Raw genomic sequence first — 18,861 nt, forward strand, 5'->3', positions numbered from 1 at the left:
GGTCAAAAAGATTGGAAACAGAGCTTATTTGATGTTTCCTACCTTAATCAGATATTCGGCAATCTGTACGGCATTCAGTGCGGCACCCTTCTTGATCTGGTCACCAACCAACCAGAAGGTCAGACCGTTTTCATTAGCCAGGTCCTTACGCACACGACCTACATATACATCGTCTTTTCCAGCCAGGAACAATGGCATCGGATAAACCTTGTTGGCAGGATCATCCATCAACTGTACGCCTTCAGCGTTGGCAATGGCCTTCTGTGCCTCTTCTACAGACAATGGTCTTTCTGTTTCAATCCATACAGCCTCAGAGTGAGAACGCAAAGCTGGAACGCGAACACACATGGCCGAGCACTGAACATCGCTGTGCATGATCTTCTGGGTTTCCTTGAACATCTTCATTTCCTCTTTGGTGTATCCGTTGTCCTGGAATACGTCGATCTGAGGGATGACGTTATAGGCCAGCTGATAAGCGAACTTGTTTACAGTAACCTCTTCGCCGTTCAGCACCTGACGGTACTGGGTTTCCAGCTCGTCCATGGCAGCAGCTCCCGCACCGCTGGCAGCCTGATAGCTGGCAATGTGGATGCGCTTGATGTGGCTGAGTTCTTCCAGAGGTTTCAACACAACAACCATCATGATGGTTGTACAGTTCGGATTGGCAATGATTCCTCTCGGACGGTTCAGGGCATCGTCACCGTTGCACTCCGGTACTACCAATGGTACATCCTCATCCATACGGAATGCGCTTGAGTTGTCAATCATCACAGCACCGTACTTGGTAATGTCGGCTGCAAATTCCTTGGAAACACCGGCACCGGCAGAAGTGAAGGCGATATCCACACCCTTAAAATCATCGTTATGTTGCAGAAGTTTCACTTCGAGTTCCTTACCGCGGAAAGTGTATTTCTTTCCGGCGCTACGCTCAGAACCGAACAACACTAACTCATCCAGTGGGAAGTTTCTTTCTTCCAACACACGCAGGAATTCCTGACCAACGGCGCCGCTAGCACCAACAATTGCTACTTTCATTTTATCTATCTTTAAATATTTGATGATTTCGGCTGCAAAAATAGGCATTTTATTATATATATAAGATAAAAAAACCGAAACTTTTTCGTTTCTTTGCAAAAAGATTAAAACTTGTACCGAATATGGAAATACCCGTACTATCTGCCTATTTACCGATAACAGACCCTACGTGGATCTTTTTCATCGTGTTATGCATTATATTGTTTGCCCCGGTGTTGCTCGGACGATTAAAGATACCGCATATCATCGGCATGATCATTGCGGGTGTGCTGATCGGGCCTCACGGATTGCATATATTGGACAAAGACAGCAGCTTTGAGCTCTTCGGAAAAGTCGGTTTGTATTACATCATGTTCCTGGCCAGTCTGGAAATGGACCTGCAGGATATGAAACGCATCGGCAATAAAGCTTTTGTATTGGGCATCCTGGCTTTTCTCTTTCCTTTGGGGTTGGGTATCATATCCAATGTGTGGATTCTGGAGTATAACCTCATCACTTCTGTATTGCTGGCCAGTATGTATGCCTCGCACACGCTGATTGCCTATCCGATTGTTATCCGTTACGGCATCTCCCGGCATCGGAGTGTGAGTATCGCCGTGGGCGGAACCATTGTTACGGATACCCTTACGTTGCTGGTGCTGGCCGTGATTGCCGGAATGTTCAAAGAGTCTGCCAGCGACTGGTTCTGGCCTTTGATGTTTGTCAAGGTTCTGGCCGTGGGTGGCTTTATGATTTATGCTTTTCCGCGCATCGGCCGCTGGTTCTTCAAGAAATATAACGACGGAGTGGTGCAGTACATCTTTGTGTTGGCCATGGTCTTCCTGGGAGCCGGCTTGATGGAACTGGCCGGTATGGAAGGAATCTTGGGCGCTTTCCTGGCCGGTATTGTGCTGAACCGCCTGATTCCCCGGTCTTCTCCTTTGATGAATCATCTGGAGTTTGTAGGTAATGCGCTGTTCATTCCGTATTTCCTGATTAGTGTTGGTATGATTATCGACGTGCGGATTCTTTTTGGCGAGGGAGACGCCTTGCGGGTGGCCACCGTGATGATTGTCATTGCCTTGCTGGGAAAATGGATTGCTTCGTTCGTTACCCAGAAAATTTATAAGATGAGCAATCTGGAACGCGACCTGATGTTCGGTCTGAGCAATGCGCAGGCCGCAGCCACACTGGCCGCAGTGCTGGTTGGTTATAACATCATCATGCCCGACGGCAGCCGCTTGCTGGGCGAAGATGTGCTTAATGGTACCGTGATTCTGATTCTCGTAACCTGTATCGTCAGCTCATTCATTACGGAAAATGCGGCGCGCAAAATCACCTTACAGACTGAAAAGACCATTGAAGACCAGCCTTTGGAAGATGAAAAGGTGCTCATTGCATTGGCTTATCCAGAGACGGTGGATCCGATTGTGAACCTGGCTCTGATGATGCGACAGGAGCATTGCGAATTTCCGATGGTGGCCTTGAATGTGGTGCTTGATGACGATGATGCTGCCCGCGAGCGCGGACAGAAACTTCTGGAGCAGGCTACTCATGTGGCTTCGGCTGCCAATGTGCAGATGCAGACGAAAGTGCGTCTGGCAACAAACCTGGCCAACGGAATCATTCATGCCATGCGAGAGAATGACTATTCCGAGGTGGTGGTGGGCTTGCACGTACAGTCTTCGCCGACGGAATCGTTCTTCGGTCCGGTATTGCTCGGACTGTTGAGCGGACTGAACCGCCAGATTATGATGGTGCGCAGCACGATGCCGATCAACACCATCCGGCGCATTCATGTGGCCATTCCTGAGAAAGCGGAGTTCGAAGCCGGCTTCCTGCATTGGGTTGAGCGTATCGGTCGTCTGGCCGAGGGACTGGGGTGCCGTATCGATTACCACGGTCATCCCAAAACGCTGAAACACATCCGGAAATATTTGCTGAAGAAGCATCCTGCCATCCGTGCCGAATATCATGAAACCGATGGCGGTAACGAACTGAAACGTCTGTCACAGATCATACGTGAAGATCATTTGCTGGTGGTGGTATGTGCCCGCCGCGGTTCCATCTCTTTCCGTCCGTCGTTTGAGCATATCCCGCATCAGATCAAGAAATATTATATGAAGAATAGCTTGTTGCTGGTCTTTCCGGATACTTATTCTACCGGAGCCATGCCGGCCATGAGCATCATGCAGCCACGCACCGCGCGCGACCGTTACGAATCCGGCAACGAGTGGTTTGGCCCGTGGCGTAAATTAAAGGAATAAAAACAATATGATAACAGCAGAATGGCAGGAGAGAACCTGTCAGTTAGTAGGCCCCGAACAGATGGAGCGATACCGTCAGGCCCGGGTTTTGGTTGTGGGTGTAGGCGGAGTCGGAGGCTATGCCGCCGAGTTGTTGGTACGTGGCGGAGTGGGGTATCTCACTTTGGTCGATGCCGACAGTGTGCAGCCCAGTAACATAAATCGCCAGTTGTGTGCCCTGCACTCCACGGTCGGCCGCCGGAAAGTGGAAATCCTTTCCGAGCGTTTCCGGGAAATCAATCCCGACATTGATTTGACCGTCCTTCCGGAATATCTGGAGGCGGAACGCGTACCGGAGCTTCTCGATGCTCAGAAATACGATTTTATTGTCGATGCCATTGATACCATCGCACCCAAGTGTGCCCTGATTATAGAAGCGCTGAAGCGGAAAATCCCCATTGTGTGCAGTATGGGAGCCGGTGCCAAGACCGACATTACCAAGGTGCAGTTTGCCGATCTTTGGGAAACTTACCATTGCGGGCTGAGCAAGGCTGTGCGCACCCGTCTTAAGAAAGAGGGAGTGCGGCGTAAGGTGCCCGTGGTGTTCTCCAGCGAACAGGCCGATCCGAATGCCGTGTTGTGCGTGAATGAACGCAACAAGAAGTCCACCACCGGAACCATCAGTTATATGCCGGCCGTGTTCGGATGCTATCTGGCACAGTATGTGCTTACCCGATTATGATATAAACGAAAGGAGAAAGAATCATGATAGATATAAAAGGTGTGACCAAGAGTTTTGGTGCATTGCAAGTATTAAAGGGAATCGACCTGCATATCGCTCCGCGCGAAGTAGTCAGCATTGTCGGTCCCAGCGGAGCCGGAAAGACAACACTGCTTCAGATTATGGGTACTTTGGACAAGCCCGATGCCGGACAGGTTCTGATTAACGGGGTTGACGTGGCTGCTCTGAAGCGGAACAAACTGGCTGAGTTCCGTAACACGCAGATTGGTTTTATCTTTCAGTTCCATCAGCTGTTGCCCGAGTTTACAGCTTTGGAAAACATTATGTTGCCGGCTTTCATTGCCGGAAAAGGAGAAAAGGAGGTGCGCCAGCGTGCTCTGGAACTGCTCGATTTTATGAAAATACGGGAGCGCGCCGAGCATAAGCCCAATGAGCTTTCGGGAGGTGAGAAGCAGCGTGTAGCCGTAGCCCGCGCTCTGATCAACAATCCGGCCGTGATCCTGGCCGACGAACCTTCGGGAAGTCTGGACACCAAGAACAAGACCGAACTGCACCAACTCTTCTTCGACCTGCGCGACCAGTACGGACAGACGTTTGTCATCGTGACGCACGACGAAGAATTGGCACGCATTACCGACCGCACGATTCACATGCGCGACGGATTGATTTATACGGAAGATACCATCAAGGAATAAAGCGTACAGATATGAAAATCGCAGAAAGTTTAACCCAGTTGATCGGACGTACGCCGCTGTTGCGCCTGAATGCCTATTCCCGGAAATACGGTCTGGGCATTGATCTGATTGCCAAACTGGAGAGTTTCAACCCGGCGGGCAGTGCCAAGGACCGTCCCGCACTGTATATGATTGAGGATGCCGAGCGTAAAGGCATTCTGCGTCCCGGAGCCACCATCATAGAGCCTACCAGCGGAAATATGGGTGTAGGTCTGGCGATGGTAGCAGCGGTGAAAGGTTACCAGATGGTGCTGGTCATGCCCGAAACCATGAGTCTGGAGCGCCGTAACCTGGCCCGTGCCTTGAATGCCCGTGTGGTCTTGTCGCCGGCAGCCGAAGGTATGGCCGGTTCGGTACGTATGGCCCGTGAGTTGCAGCAGACCACTGAGAACGCCGTTATCCTGGCCCAATTCGAGAATCCGGCCAATCCGCTGGCACATCAGGAGACCACGGCCCGCGAGATTTGGGAAGACACCGACGGACAGGTGGATGTCGTTATTGCCGGAGTCGGTACGGGCGGAACCATTACCGGTCTGGGACGTGGCCTGAAAGCCTTGAATCCGCAGATTGAGATTGTGGCCGTAGAACCGGCGGCATCCCCGTTGATTACCGAAGGCAAGGCCGGACCGCACAAGTTGCAAGGTATCGGTGCCAACTTTATTCCCGAGAATTATGACGCATCAGTCGTGGACCGTGTGCTGACGGTGACCGACGATGATTCCATCCGTACCGCTCGCGAACTGGCTGCCGACGAAGGAATTCTGGCCGGTATCACTTCCGGCACGGCCGTTTATGCTGCCCGCATGCTGGCGCAGGACCCGGCTTATGCCGGAAAGCGCATCGTGGTTGTTCTGCCCGATACCGGAGAACGCTATCTCTCCACTTATGAATTTGATTTTGAAAATTATCCTTTATGAAAATAGAATTAGGTAAAATAAACCATTTGAAGGTCGTCAAGAAGGTAGATTTCGGCTTTTATCTCGATGGAGGAGTGGAAGGTGAGATTCTGCTTCCGCTCAAGCTCGCTCCGCAAGGATGCAAGATTGGCGATGAACTGGACGTGTTCCTCTATCTTGACAGTGAGGAGCGCCTGATTGCCACTACAGAAACCCCTAAGGCGATGGTGGGCGATTTTGCTTATCTTCAGGTGGCCTGGGTGAATAACTTCGGAGCTTTTCTTGACTGGGGACTGCTGAAAGACCTGTTTGTTCCTTTCCGTGAACAGAAAATGAAGATGCAGAAGGGACAGAGCTATATCGTGCACCTTCATGTGGACGAAGACAGCTATCGCATTATGGCTTCGGCCAAGGTGGAGCGCTATCTCTCCAAGGAAATGCCACCTTATAAGCCGGGAGCAGAAGTGGATGTACTGGTATGGCAGAAGACCGATCTGGGATTTAAGGTCATTGTAGACAATCAGTTCAGCGGTCTGCTTTATGAAAACGAGCTTTTCCGCCCCTTGCATACCGGTGACCGTCTGCGCGGATACATCAAGCGCGTGCGCCCGGATGGAAAAATCGACGTGACCCTGCAGCGTCAGGGAATGCATGCTGTGGACGATTTTTCGGAGGTATTGCTTCATCATCTACAGCTGAACGGTGGCAGCACGGTGCTAGGTGACAAGAGTCCGGCCGAGGAGATTTATTCCGTGTTCGGGGTGAGCAAGAAAGTGTTCAAGAAAGCCGTTGGCGATTTGTATAAGCGCCGCCTGATAGAGATTACTCCGGAGGGCCTGCACCTTACTGACGAGGCTACAGATTTATAAGAAATTATCGGAAATTCTGAACCGTGGTTTCCGATTTCAGAACAACAGCGATAAAGAAGACGCAGAAAAAGAGCGTTCTTGTTTTATCGCTGTTGTTATTTCGGTCAAAGTAACTTTCTGGTGCAGCATGCTACAATGGCTTCCGACATATTAGTGACATTCAGTTTTTGGAACAAGATTTTCTTTCTCTTTTTTATACTGCTTTCCGAGAGTTGCAATTGGTGGGCCAGTTCTTTTTCTGTATATCCCTGGCTGGATAGGCAAATGATTTCTTTATCCTTATTACTTAACTGAATTTGGAAATATTCTTCCCAATCTTCCTTTTCTTTATTCCATAAAACTGTTTTATTCTCGAGTCGGGCGGTAATCAGACTGCTGTTTTTTTGATCTGTAAGTGATACTTTGCAGAGTGCCAGTGTAATCTGTTGTTTGTTATTTTTAACCAAAGGAATCAGGGTATGGTGAATGGGTAGGTAGATTTTTCCGTTTTTTATTCTGAAATCGTAGGAAATGTAAATATCTTTTTCCTGATCTTCTTTTGAAAGTTTTTGATAACCGGATAATCCGATTTTATTGACTTCCAATAGAATCGGGATATCTTCAGGATGTACATATTGGGTATAGAAATCATATCCCATATTCATGAACGCACGAGAAGTAAGTCCGCATAGAAATAATGCATTTTCATGAACATAGACAAACTTCTTGTTTAATGCATCAATGATATAGAAACTCTGGTATTCATCAATGAGAATTCTTTTGATGAAATGAACCATTTGGGGGATTTGTGCTTGCAGATTAGAAGATGTTTCATTTATCTGCTTCCAATAATTGAATATGTTATATATATGTTGAGGCATATATTTATTGTTTTTATTCTTTTATTTTCTATATAATGCCTGATGATATGCAAATATATATATTATTTATAAATGTATTAAATAATATATTATTTTTTATTTATGCTGGTATAAAGATTTATACATCTGATGTTTTGATAATTTATAATATATACCTTTAAGGTATACTTAAGTATACTTTTGTGAAAAAAGTCCTATGAATTTTTTTTTGATAGAAAATGAATTTCTATTTTTGAACGAACAATAGAGTTAAAACCTTATTTTAGACTCTAATTTTATAGAGTTACTTAATTTATTTGAACCATGAAAAAGATGCAGAACGATTGCTGGGGTGGTATGAGAAAATCATACTTATGGTCCTTGGCATTATTTTCTTTTATATCATTTCCCTATTCTGATGTTGAGGCTGCCCAGTCTGTTACTGTTGCAACAGAAGTGGTAACCGGTGTAAGCGCAGAAGATAAAGATTTGATCCAGCCTTATTTCCCGGGTGGAACTCCTGCTGTAGTGAATTATTTGTCTAAAAACATCGTTTATCCGGCACAGGCTGTAACAGAAAAGATCGAAGGAAAAGTTGTATTGCAATTCACGATCACCAAGAAAGGACGTATTAAAGATGTGGAAGTCATCAAAAGTGCTCATCCGTTGCTGGATGCCGAGGCGGTGCGTGTTCTTGAGCGTATGCCCAGATGGGTGCCCGGACAGAAGGACGGAAAACCGGTTAACGTGAAATTCTTTCTTCCGGTGACTTTCAAGCTGAATGAGTAGCAGATTGTGGGTTTGCTGCTATCGGATGTATCTTTCCGCATGCATGCCGATCAGCAAAGAGGGAGTATTGTTTTTCGGGAAATATGAGTTTAAAAAACAGGACATTGTAAGTCCTTAAAAAACAGAAAGAATATGAGAAAATACTTCTTTATGTTGAGTATGCTTCTTGGAAGCGTTTGTTTGGCCTCTGAGCCCGATTCCATTGTTTATTATCATTATGCTTATGAAGAGCCGGTACGGCAACCGGCAGAAGATGAGATCATTGCTTTGCGCTATCACCAAAAGGCTGTCGATCTTGTTTTCTGGGGAACAACGGATGAATTTGATGAGGCTCGTGAGGGATATTTGCCGGGGTTCTTTGTCTTGAATGGTGAAGATCTTGTTCAGAAAGGGGATACGCTGTCTTTTACTCTTTCAATAAAAGGAAAAAAGGTTTTTGAAAAGCCGGTACCGGTCACCTGCCTTTCCGGTGATTTTGTCAAGGGTATCCCTGTTTCTACCAACTCCTATCATTTCACTAAATTTTTGGAGAACAAGAAATTCCAACTGTTGAAAGAAGGCTCGGCGCTGTATCTGATTGATCCGGCAAAGGATTCCAAAAAACGCTTTGTCCGCAGTTCTTTTTCAGAGGTAAAGAAATTAAAGCGTGTTCTGTAGTCCGTTCGGTATTGGATATGCGTGTAGTATAGAATTCTAATCATTAAAAGAGGAAGGCTTATGAAAAATTATTTGAAAACTTTGTTGGGAACCAGCCTTCTGTTGATTCCTGCAGTATCTCTCTTTGCACAGAGATACGTTGACAGTCCGTTAGGAAGTGAGGGATTTCCGGACTATCAGTCCGATTATGAGTATCTGACACGTTATAGCTATAAATACAAGCATGATACGGATGGTATCAAACGCCTTTTTCAGATAGACACGGTTTCATGGGATGAGATGCGTGAATATTACGACCGTTATGTGAATGCGGTTCCTCCGGCCAATGTCTATGCTGGAAAGGATTCTGTAGGAGGTATCTGGAATATGCTTATGGTGCGTTCTCCTTTGGCCGACGCTCCGGTCAAGGAGGCCCGTTCCGGTAGGGGTGTCTGGATATTTCCACCTTTAAAGTTGCGGGGCATTCAGGGAGATAAGTCTGCTGTGGCGGCTTTTGACCGTTTGGTCAAAAAATATCCCTTGAAGACCGACGTTAAAAATAAAGACAAGTCTGCCTCCTTTGCCGCTGTGGCTCCGAAATGGTTTGACGGGTCTTTGATACTTTTGGATGATCCGGCATATTATATGGGTTTTGTCGTTTCCGGTACTCCGTGGTTCTTCTATTATGATGAAGGACGTCTGGTGTATAGTACTTATATGGAAGGTGCTCCGGATTATTATTCTTCCCGGGTATTGGGACTAGACGGTAGCTGGGCTGACAGAATAACCAAGGGCATGTATCTGTTCTCATTGGATGCCAGCAGAGAGATTCCTCCTGCTACCAGTGAGGAGCCGATCGAGTTCACCTGGTTACTTACCATAGACTCGAAAGGCAAACAGGATGCCCAGTTGCTGGCTCCCAAGACTCCCGATGAAGCTACCCAGTGGGCTTTTAAACGCTTGCGCGGTTTTGTTCGGCGTCTTCGTCATGGAATTTTCCATGGCCTGTATACTTCTGACGGGCGCATTCTGCCCGGACGTTATATTCAGGCCCAGTATGACAAGCGCGGATGGCTGTTCCGGGATCTGATAACCCTGCCAAAGGGCAAACGATAATATCATAAAAGGGACATTCCGATTGGAATGTCCCTTTTATGTTGTTTCGTTTTTTGCAGTTTACTCTGCGCTTGCAGCAGCGATAGTACGCTTTTCAGCGATACGAGCCTTCTTACCGGTCAGGTTACGCAGGTAGTACAACTTAGCGCGACGTACCTTACCTACCTTGTTTACAGTGATGCTGTCGATGTTCGGGCTTTCGATTGGGAAGATACGCTCTACACCAACAGTTCCTGACATCTTGCGCACTGTGAAGCGCTTCTTGTTCTGATGACCAGCAATCTTGATAACAACACCGCGATACAACTGGATACGCTCTTTGTTACCCTCGACGATCTTGTATGCTACAGTGATAGTATCACCAGCCTTGAATTTTGGGAACTCTTTGCCTGTAGCAAATGCTTCTTCTGCAATTTTAATTAAATCTGCCATTTTTCTTTTATTAATTAAATTGTTTGTCGTCCCGGTGCAACATAACAGGGAACTCTACATCCTGCCAGCGATTGCACGGAAAGCGGTTGCAAAGTAACTAATATTCTGTAACATATGCAATAATTTGTGCTCTTTTTTTGTCCGGAGGAGTTTACTTCGCCGTAAATTTGTACTTTTGCAGGGATAACCGCAAACAGATTTTGTTTTATGAACCAACTAAGGACATTTCTTTTACTGGCTTTGTGTTCCGCTCCGTTGTGGGTTTCGGCACAAAACTTTGAGGTAAAAAGCATTCGCGGAGGGCGTTATGAAATTACTTCGGCGCTCGACGCATCTATCCCGCAGGGAGCCCGGGATTTTCTGGCTCCGTATAAACAGAAGGTCGATTCCATGATGTGCCCGGTGCTGGGCGAGAGTGCTTCCTATATGCGTTCCTTCCGTCCGGAAAGCCCGTTGTCGAACCTGATTGCCGATATTCTCCGGGTGGAGGCGGTCAATGTAACCGGCAAACCGGTGGACCTGGCTGTGTGCAACATCGGGGGCATCCGCAGTGCTTTGCCACAGGGACCGGTAACAGTGGGCGACATTCTGGAGATCGCTCCTTTTGAGAACATGTATTGCGTGGTGACGCTCTCGGGCGAACATCTGCTGGAACTTTTCAGCCAGATTGCTGCCGTAAAAGGTGAGGGAGTCAGCGGAATAAAACTGAAAATCAGCAGCGAAGGCAAGCTGCTTCAGGCCACAGTGGCCGGAAAACCGGTGGAGCCGAAGCGCGATTACCGTATTGCCACACTGGATTATCTGTCGGAGGGCAATGACAAACTGTATGCCTTCAAGAAGGCCAGTTGTGTGGAAACCACTACATTGCCCGTTCGTGAGGTGTTGATGTCGTATATTAAGGAACAGGCCCGCAAAGGTCTGAAAGTAGATGCTAAAATTGAGGGCCGTATAACGGTGGAAGGATATGAAAATAAGAACTAATATTTCTCTTTGGCTTGTTTTGTTCTGTCTGGCGCTGGTGCAGCAGGCCGGTGCACAGGGACCACAGGACACGGTAATCACCCTGAACGTGTTGCACACCAACGACACGCACAGCTGTGTGATGCCGATCAATAAGAATTTTGCCGATACGGCTTTGGCCGACAAGGGCGGTTACTTACGCCGCGAGGCTTTTGTGGAGCAGATGCGCCGTAAGGATGCGGACCTGCTGCTGTTTGATTCCGGAGATTTTTCTCAGGGATCGGCTTATTATAACCTGTTTCACGGAGAGGTGGAGGTTGGTTTGATGAACCGCATGCACTATGATGCTGCTACGATCGGCAACCATGAGTTTGATTTCGGACTGGAGAATATGAAGCGCATCTTTGAGATGGCTCAGTTCCCGATAGTGTGTGCCAATTACGATTTCAGCAAGACCATTCTGAAGGATGTGGTCAAGCCCTATACGATTCTGCACCGCAAGGGCATGAAGATCGGTGTTTTCGGCATCAGTCCGCAACTGGAAGGTCTGGTGGCCAAAAGTTCATACGGCGATGTGGTGTATCAGGACCCCGTGAAGGTGGCCAACGAGGTGGCTTCCCATCTGAAGTTGCAGGAGCGCTGCGACTTGGTGATCTGCCTGTCGCATCTGGGTTGGGCCATCGGCAATATGAATGATGAAGTGTTGATCAACAACACCCGCTATATCGATATGGTGCTGGGCGGACATTCGCACACCTATTTTACCACACCGTTGCAGGTGCCCAATGCCGACGGACAGCCTGTCATCTGCAACCAGATGGGCAAGAGCGGCCGCTTTGTAGGCAGTCTGGAGGTAGAGATGCAGCCCGTCCGGAAATAAGATTATTCAAAATAGAGGGTCAGGACGATCATCTTCGATGAGGCGCTTTCCAGACCGGAAGTATATTTCAGCAACGACTTGTCCGTCAGGTCGTTGCGTTTTTTTTGCAGGATATCTGCCAAACCGAAGCAGAATTTCAGTTCCGGAATCAGCTTGAAGAAGGGCAGATAAAAGTCGCAACCCATACCCAGTTCCACATAACAGTCGAAAGGCTTGACCAGCAGGGCACGGTTTTTCTTCACCGTCAGGTCAACCGTGGGACTGATACCGGCCAGAAAGTAAGGGCGGTAGTTGTTGAAACGCGGCGGAGTGAACTTCACGTCAATCGGAACGGAGATATAGATGGATTTGAGGTTCTGGCTGGAGTCGCGTCCTGAAATCTGTTCGTGAAAGCGCACGGTTTTCTGGCCGAAATGCAGGGTAGGCGTGGTGCGCAGGGCCAGATAGGTGTTGAGGCGCACTTCGCCGAGCACACCGACACTGAAGCCCGGACTGTAGGTATCCACATCGGCATACCACTGTTCGCCGCTGCTCTCGTCAATGGCACCGGTATTCTTCAGCTCCATGTCCTGAAGATGAAAGCCCAGCAGAAATCCGTAGTGAAAGCGGCGCTGGTCCAGATAGGGACGGTTCTGTATCTTGCGGGTCTGGGCCTGGCTGCAAAGAGCTGCCAGCAGCAGACAAAAAGTCAATAGGATTTTCTTCATCATTCCAAAATATCTTTCTTCATACAAAATAACGACGAGAAAATCACAATATTTCTGTTTTAATATATATTAACTATACCCGATGAAAAAATCATGGTTATTGATTAGGAATTTCTAAAAAATGATGTACTTTTGCATCGAACAAAAAGAACTAATAACTAAAATTATTGATAAAATGGCTTACGTAATTGGTAATGATTGTATTGCATGCGGTACTTGCATTGACGAGTGTCCAGTAGGTGCAATTTCTGAGGGTGATATCTATTCAATCAACGCTGACGCTTGCACTGAGTGCGGTACTTGCGCTGATGTTTGTCCTTCAGGTGCAATTTCTCTGTAATTAGCAATACAGAATCACGGATTTAAAAGGCTGCTCTTCGGAGTGGCCTTTCTTTGTTTTTGCCGGGCACGGAATGCCGGCGAAAAATCATTTCGATGATTGTGGAAAATCATCGAAATGATTTTGAAAAAACGTGCTGATGACTTTTTTGTGCGGTTACGGAATTCTTGCCACCGCGATTTCTTGATACTTTCTCTAAAATAAACTACTTTTGCTTATCATCTATTTTGTTTACTTACTATGAATAAGCATTTTTTATTTTTAGGGCTGGTCTGTCTGTTCAGCCTGAGTCTGTTGAGTTGTGCAACCGGGCGCAACAGTATGGGAAAGAAAATCAAGAATGGTCCGAAACATGTGGTATTGGTTGGCTTCGACGGCCTGAGTGCTCATGCCGTGAAAAGTGACAAAGCTAAAATGCCCGTATTTAAAAAGCTGCTGGAGCGGGGTGCCGGCACGCTGGAGAACCGCTCCGTGCTCCCCTCCTCGAGTGCGGTGAACTGGGCGTCCATGTTCATGGGGGCCGGTCCGGAGCTGCACGGATATACGGAGTGGGGCAGCGCGCGTCCCGACCTGCCGCCGCGCGTGCTCACGGACAACGGAATGTTTCCGGACATCTATTACCTGCTCCGCAAGGCGCGCCCCGAAGCCGAGCTGGGATTCTTCTACGAGTGGGGCGGCATGCGCCGTCTGGTGGATACCCTTTCGGTGAGCCGGCTGGAGCCTCTGGCCCTGTCTGCCGGGAACACGGAGCAGGCCGTGGCCGGTGTAACGGCATATATCCGCGAGAAGAAACCGCTGTTCTGCTCGGTGATCTTCGGCGAGCCCGACGGGGTGGGCCACGGCATAGGCTGGGAGTCACCGGAATATTTTGCCATGCTGGCGCATCTGGACCGTGCCCTGGGCCGGATTGTGCAGGCTGTGGACGACGCGGGCATGACGGACGAAACCGTATTCATCCTGGCGGCCGATCATGGAGGCATACGCAAGGGCCACGGCGGGAAGACCATGGAAGAGATGCAGACGGCCATTGTTTTCTCGGGCAAGGGAGTGAAGGCCGGCTATCGCATTCCGGAATCTACGATGGTTTTCGACATTGCCGGCACGGTGGCCTGGCTGTTCGGGCTCGAGGCGCCTCAGGTGTGGCTGGCGCGCCCCATAAAGTCTGCCTTTGAGGATTAACCAACCGTTCTATATCATCTTAAAGAGAAACCCTTATGAGTAAAATTTCTTCGTCTGCCTTTGCAGACACCAAGCCCCACTATGCCTTGCTGGACGGGCTGCGCGGCGTGGCGGCTCTGATTGTGATCTGGTATCATGTGTTCGAGGCCTTTGCCGCCAGTCCGGTGGAACAGCGTGTGAATCATGGCTTTCTGGCCGTGGATTTCTTTTTCATCCTTTCGGGCTTTGTCATCGGCTATGCCTATGACGACCGTTGGGGAACCCGGCTGACGCTGAAGGATTTCTTCAGGCGCCGTCTGATCCGTCTGCATCCCATGGTGGTGCCGGCCTGTGTGCTGGGCGTCATTTCCTTCTGCATCCAGGGGTGCGAGACGTGGGAGGGCACCCGGGTGGCTTTCTCCTGCGTGATGCTCGCTGCGCTGATGCAGATGCTGATGCTGCCCGTGTGGCCGGGGGCGGCCGCCGAGGTGCGCGGGGCGGGCGAGATGTATCCGCTGAACGGTCCGTCGTGGTCGTTGTTCTTTGAGTATATCGGCAATGTGCTCTATGCGCTGTGGCTGCGCCGCCTGTCCACCCGCGCGCTGGGCTGTTTCGTGGCGCTGGCCGGAGCCGGTCTGGCGGCCTTTGCGCTGGGCAATCTGTCGGGATTCGGCAATCTGGGTGTGGGCTGGACCTTTGCCGGCGATAATTTCCCGGGCGGCATGTTGCGCATGACCTTCTCCTTCTCGGCGGGACTGCTGCTGTCGCGGGTGTTCCGTCCGCGGGCGGTGCGCGGCGCCTTCTGGATCTGTTCGCTGGTGCTGGTGGTGCTGCTGGCCCTGCCTTATATGGGCGACGGCAGCCGGCCCTGGGTGAATGCGCTTTATGAGGTGGTGTGCGTGGTCGTTGTCTTCCCGCTGCTGGTGTGGCTGGCGGCTTCGGGCCGCACTACCGATGTGCGCTCTGCGGCCGTCTGCAAGTTCCTGGGCGACATTTCCTATCCGCTGTATATCATCCATTATCCTTCCATCTATCTGCTGTTCGTGGCATCGCGCAAGTATGAGATGACTTTTGCGGACGCCTGGCCTTATGCCCTGTTGATTTTTGCGGGCAATATTCTGCTGGCCCGGGTGCTGCTGAAGATTTACGACGAGCCGGTGCGGCGGTGGCTCACCCGCGTGTGGATGAAAAGATAGTTCCTGAGCCGGGGGATAAAAGGAAGAGGGTGAATATTGATCCTGCAAATGTAAATGTGTCAAAATTCATTTTTTGAGAAGAGGAACTTGGAATTTGAAATTGGAGCACCTTGACAGACTAAAGAAATGACCGTATCAGAACTCAACATGGAGTTTGATACGGTCATTTTATTTTATTGGGGGGGAGGGGACTCTCTCCCCCGTTGTTTTCGGGAATCCTGTGCTAAAGGATTCGGGATGGGGTTACTTCTGCACCTTCACGCTGGCGCGGCCGTCGGTCAGTACGTAGACGCCCTGCTGCAGGTGGTCGATGCTGAGGGAAGTCACTTTCCGGGCCTGCTGCAACAGACGGCCCTGAAGGTCGTAGACCTGAACATCGGTGGCGCGGTCGAAGAAGAAGGTGTTGCCCACACGGCGGGTCTCCAGCGCCGGAACATCCTGAATGCCGGTGGTGGGGGCGCTCACGGTGAGCGTGGTTTCCAGGCTCTCGGTGTCTACGGAGCGCAGGGCTGAGGTTTCGCCCCGGCGGTCGGCACCCGTAATCAGGGCGGTGGCGTTCTCGTTGGCCGCACCGCTGCCCGCGAAGCTGTATTCCAGTGGGGCGGTGATCTTCTTCTCGTTGTTCTGGTCCTGGAGCACGTAGCCGTAAACGGATACCACGCCGCCGTTTACGGTCATGGCGTTGAAGTTCTCGCTGAAATATTTGCCGTCGCCTTCAGACAGACCGCTCACGTGGCTCCACTGCAGCTCGAGAGTCTCCCGGTTCAGGGCGGCCACGAACAGGTCGGTGCCGTCGGTGTGGGTCTGCGCGTTGTCGAAGGCCAGCTGCTGGAAGAAGGTTCCGCCGATATACAGGTTCTTGTCATCGGCCTTCAGCGCGCCGATGCGGTTGTAGGCGGCCGACTCCGTGTGGGCCGGAGCGTGGAAGGTCTTGGTCTTTACCGTCGCATCCTTGATGGACGAAACGATGTAGGCGTGCTCGAAGGAGCCCAGGTCGTCGTAGGTGAGTGTGATCTCTTCCGACTTGCCGGCGGCATCGTATTTCACCTTGCCGTTGGCCACGAAGCAGAGGTAAACGGTGCCGTTGTCTACCGTGAAGTTCAGGTTCTCGAAGCCCATCTGGGTGGACTGGAACTGCTCGGCCACACTGATGTGGGCCACAGAGGCCGCGCCCTTCAGGTCGGCGGCGTTCAGGCTGAAGATACCGCCGCTCTCCAGATCGCTGTACATGAAGTCGAATACGTTCAGATACATGCCGCCCCACTTCATGTCGTCGATGAGGACATCGCCGGTGTGGGTGGCCGAAGCGTAAATCTTTCCGTTGCCGGCCTCCAGATGCTTGATGGTGATGTAAGGATAGCCGTTGTCCGGGAAATACAGACCGCTGTTGGCTGCGTCTTCATTGGTCTGTGCCAGGAAGGTGCGCACGGCCTGAAGCGCTCCGTCGGCATTGTAGGAGGCGATGAAAGAGGCGGTCTTGTTGGTCTCGTTCTCCGCGCCCTTGATCTCCTGGGTCTTGCCGTCGGTGCTGCCCACAAGAACCACGTCGGCAAACGTTCCGGCAATGTATACGTTGTTGCTCTCGTCGGTGGTGACGCTGGTGATGGTGGCGGCACCGCTCAGACCGATGGCCCAGGCTGCCGTGCCGTCGGCATGGTATTTGGCCAGATAGGCGCTGTTGGCGATGGGCTCCAGAGTGGTGGAGCCGATGGTGATCGGCTGGGTGAACTGTCCGGTGGTATACGTGCTTCCGGCCTGGTCCACGCAGACCGGTGCCTGAAGATAGAGCTCGTCGATGGTGCTGACGCCCGTCACTTTGGCGGTCCATTCCTGAAGTCCTTCAGCCTGTGTCTGAAGGTTCATGCTCAGCAGGCCTAAAGAGGCGATAAGTAATGTTTTCTTCATAATCGTTTGTTTTTAAGTGAATCTTTATTGTGTAGTCAAAACGGTTTGTGCCTGTTCCTTTCCCAGTTCCGGATTGGCGGCAACGGCTTCCGACGGGATGCGCAGGGTGTAGCGGCTGTCGCCGGCTTCCAGCGTGTAGGCCGTTCCGTTGTGGGTCTTGGTCAGCGCCGGACGGTCGGTGCGGCGCAGGTCAAACCAGCGGTGCCCCTCGAAGGCCAGCTCGCGCAGACGCTCGTCGGCAATCTCGCCGCGCAGCGCGGTCTGGTCCATCTGGCGCAGGGCTTCCTGCTGCACGGTGAACTGGGCCGGCGTGTAGCGCTTGCTCATCAGCGCTTCGAGATACACCTTGGCCGAGTCGGGACGGTTCAGTTCGTTCCAGGCCTCGGCGGCAATCAGGTAGAAGTCGGCCGTGCGGAACGTGCAGCGGTATTCGTTGCTGCCTCCCTTCACCAGCTTGGTGGTGCTGGCCGTTATCTGCTTGTAGTATTTCGACTTGCGCAGGTCGCCGGTGCGGTACTTGGCCAGCAGCTCGGCCGACGGATTGCCGGCGTTGAAGTAGTTGGAGGTCATCACCTGCTCCAGCGAGACGATGGCCTCGGGCGACTGGTAGTGGTTGGGCAGCACCTTGGTGTTGTTCAGGTTTACCAGCGTGTCCTGCTGCTGGAGCACCTGCTTCGAAGCGTCCAGAGCGCCCTGCCAGTTGCCCATGTAAAGGGCCACGCGTGCCCGTAGCGCCTGAGCCGAGAGCTTGTTGAAGCGGTAGGTCTTTCCGGCTTCCCATTTCTCCACGTTCAGATAATTCTCCGCCTGATCAATATCGCGGTTTATCTGGTCGTAGATCTGGCCCACGGTGGCTTTCTTTAATACGGCATCCACATTGGTGTCGAGCTTCAGCGGAACGGCCAGCGTGGTGGCCGGATCGCAATGCGTGTAAGGCGCTCCGTACAGGTTCACCAGAATGAAGTGCATGTAGGCGCGCAGCATGTAGCTTTCGCCCACCAGCTGACGGATCTCTTCGGTCGAGGCCTCGGTGATCTTGTCCTGATGCTCGATGATGTAGTTGGCCACATAGATGGTGTGGTAGAAAGTGCGCCAGCTGAAACTGCTGGTGGTTTCCTGCGGCGCGTCGTCGTTCCAGCTCCAGATGTCGAAGTAGGCGTTGTAGTCCTCGCTGCTGGCGCCGTCCATCTTCATCTCGTCCGAGCGGAATGTGGCCAGACCGCGGTCTTCGGGCACATCGTCGTAGGCCTTGGTCAGCAGGGCGCGATACTCGGCTCCCGTCTTGGGAATGACCTTTCCGATGGGCTGGATGTCCAGAAAATCGTCACACGATTGCAGGGTGAAGCTTCCTAAAGCCAGCACGCAATATAATAAATGTCTTATTTTCATCAGTTCTTCCTTC

Annotated in this window: 19 protein-coding genes; 13 read left to right on the forward strand and 6 right to left on the reverse strand. The window is 50.7% G+C overall.

What is annotated here, in order from left to right:
- Window positions 1–24: 24 nt before the first annotated feature.
- Window positions 25–1,035: an aspartate-semialdehyde dehydrogenase gene (locus DXA74_RS01070; protein ID WP_118525123.1), complete on the reverse strand. Its 1,011-nt coding sequence runs from the start codon at window positions 1,033–1,035 to the stop codon at window positions 25–27.
- Between the two features lie 122 nt (window positions 1,036–1,157).
- Between DXA74_RS01070 and DXA74_RS01075 the strand changes: the two genes are divergently transcribed.
- The 5 genes from DXA74_RS01075 to DXA74_RS01095 are packed head-to-tail and all read left to right on the forward strand — an operon-like array spanning window position 1,158 to window position 6,501.
- Entirely contained in the window at window positions 1,158–3,281 is a 2,124-nt protein-coding gene (locus DXA74_RS01075; RefSeq protein WP_199666051.1) for a cation:proton antiporter, read from the forward strand.
- A 7-nt stretch (window positions 3,282–3,288) separates the two neighbouring features.
- Window positions 3,289–4,002, forward strand: coding sequence for a ThiF family adenylyltransferase (locus DXA74_RS01080; protein ID WP_118524988.1), 714 nt, complete (start codon window positions 3,289–3,291; stop codon window positions 4,000–4,002).
- Window positions 4,003–4,025: 23 nt separating this feature from the next.
- Window positions 4,026–4,697: an ABC transporter ATP-binding protein gene (locus tag DXA74_RS01085; RefSeq protein ID WP_118524989.1), complete on the forward strand. Its 672-nt coding sequence runs from the start codon at window positions 4,026–4,028 to the stop codon at window positions 4,695–4,697.
- A gap of 11 nt (window positions 4,698–4,708) precedes the next feature.
- Window positions 4,709–5,653 carry a cysteine synthase A gene (cysK, locus tag DXA74_RS01090; RefSeq protein ID WP_118524990.1) on the forward strand — a complete coding sequence of 315 codons (945 nt, stop codon included), beginning with the start codon at window positions 4,709–4,711 and terminating at the stop codon, window positions 5,651–5,653.
- A complete protein-coding gene (locus DXA74_RS01095; protein WP_118524991.1) occupies window positions 5,650–6,501 on the forward strand; it encodes a S1 RNA-binding domain-containing protein in 852 nt (283 codons plus the stop codon). Before cysK ends, DXA74_RS01095 begins: the two co-directional genes overlap by 4 nt.
- Before the next feature lie 104 nt (window positions 6,502–6,605).
- On the opposite strand, the gene DXA74_RS01100 is transcribed toward DXA74_RS01095, so the two are convergent.
- A complete protein-coding gene (locus DXA74_RS01100) occupies window positions 6,606–7,361 on the reverse strand; it encodes a response regulator transcription factor (protein WP_118524992.1) in 756 nt (251 codons plus the stop codon).
- A gap of 303 nt (window positions 7,362–7,664) precedes the next feature.
- Here DXA74_RS01100 and DXA74_RS01105 point away from each other — a divergent pair, with 303 nt between their 5' ends.
- The 3 genes from DXA74_RS01105 (at window position 7,665) to DXA74_RS01115 (ending at window position 9,881) form a co-directional block, all read left to right on the forward strand.
- Entirely contained in the window at window positions 7,665–8,129 is a 465-nt protein-coding gene (locus tag DXA74_RS01105) for an energy transducer TonB (RefSeq protein WP_118524993.1), read from the forward strand.
- Window positions 8,130–8,261: 132 nt separating this feature from the next.
- Window positions 8,262–8,786, forward strand: coding sequence for a hypothetical protein (locus DXA74_RS01110; RefSeq protein WP_147400992.1), 525 nt, complete (start codon window positions 8,262–8,264; stop codon window positions 8,784–8,786).
- 60 nt (window positions 8,787–8,846) lie between these two features.
- Window positions 8,847–9,881, forward strand: a complete 1,035-nt coding sequence (locus DXA74_RS01115) for a DUF5030 domain-containing protein (RefSeq protein ID WP_118524995.1) — start codon at window positions 8,847–8,849, stop codon at window positions 9,879–9,881.
- A 60-nt stretch (window positions 9,882–9,941) separates the two neighbouring features.
- Here DXA74_RS01115 and rplS read toward each other — a convergent pair whose 3' ends face one another.
- Window positions 9,942–10,313: a 50S ribosomal protein L19 gene (rplS, locus tag DXA74_RS01120; RefSeq protein WP_118524996.1), complete on the reverse strand. Its 372-nt coding sequence runs from the start codon at window positions 10,311–10,313 to the stop codon at window positions 9,942–9,944.
- Window positions 10,314–10,520: 207 nt separating this feature from the next.
- Between rplS and DXA74_RS01125 the strand changes: the two genes are divergently transcribed.
- Window positions 10,521–11,294, forward strand: coding sequence for a 5'-nucleotidase C-terminal domain-containing protein (locus DXA74_RS01125; RefSeq protein ID WP_118524997.1), 774 nt, complete (start codon window positions 10,521–10,523; stop codon window positions 11,292–11,294).
- Window positions 11,278–12,153 carry a bifunctional UDP-sugar hydrolase/5'-nucleotidase gene (locus tag DXA74_RS01130; RefSeq protein WP_118524998.1) on the forward strand — a complete coding sequence of 292 codons (876 nt, stop codon included), beginning with the start codon at window positions 11,278–11,280 and terminating at the stop codon, window positions 12,151–12,153. Before DXA74_RS01125 ends, DXA74_RS01130 begins: the two co-directional genes overlap by 17 nt.
- 2 nt (window positions 12,154–12,155) lie before the next feature.
- On the opposite strand, the gene DXA74_RS01135 is transcribed toward DXA74_RS01130, so the two are convergent.
- Window positions 12,156–12,860, reverse strand: coding sequence for a porin family protein (locus tag DXA74_RS01135; RefSeq protein ID WP_118525124.1), 705 nt, complete (start codon window positions 12,858–12,860; stop codon window positions 12,156–12,158).
- A gap of 175 nt (window positions 12,861–13,035) precedes the next feature.
- On the opposite strand from DXA74_RS01135, the gene DXA74_RS01140 reads away from it, so the two are divergent.
- The 3 genes from DXA74_RS01140 (at window position 13,036) to DXA74_RS01150 (ending at window position 15,554) form a co-directional block, all read left to right on the forward strand.
- Window positions 13,036–13,200, forward strand: a complete 165-nt coding sequence (locus DXA74_RS01140; RefSeq protein WP_118525125.1) for a DUF362 domain-containing protein — start codon at window positions 13,036–13,038, stop codon at window positions 13,198–13,200.
- Between the two features lie 240 nt (window positions 13,201–13,440).
- Entirely contained in the window at window positions 13,441–14,379 is a 939-nt protein-coding gene (locus DXA74_RS01145) for an alkaline phosphatase (RefSeq protein ID WP_118524999.1), read from the forward strand.
- Between the two features lie 35 nt (window positions 14,380–14,414).
- Window positions 14,415–15,554 (forward strand): acyltransferase, encoded by a 1,140-nt coding sequence (locus tag DXA74_RS01150; protein WP_118525000.1) that lies wholly within the window; start codon window positions 14,415–14,417, stop codon window positions 15,552–15,554.
- Between the two features lie 243 nt (window positions 15,555–15,797).
- Here the strand turns inward: DXA74_RS01150 and DXA74_RS01155 are convergent, their stop codons facing one another.
- A complete protein-coding gene (locus tag DXA74_RS01155; RefSeq protein ID WP_118525001.1) occupies window positions 15,798–17,459 on the reverse strand; it encodes a T9SS type A sorting domain-containing protein in 1,662 nt (553 codons plus the stop codon).
- 24 nt (window positions 17,460–17,483) lie between these two features.
- Entirely contained in the window at window positions 17,484–18,848 is a 1,365-nt protein-coding gene (locus tag DXA74_RS01160) for a RagB/SusD family nutrient uptake outer membrane protein (protein ID WP_118525002.1), read from the reverse strand.
- Between the last annotated feature and the right edge of the window lie 13 nt (window positions 18,849–18,861).

Source organism: Bacteroides sp. OF04-15BH (assembly GCF_003477995.1).
In the GTDB taxonomy this organism is placed as follows: Bacteria; Bacteroidota; Bacteroidia; order Bacteroidales; family Bacteroidaceae; genus Paraprevotella.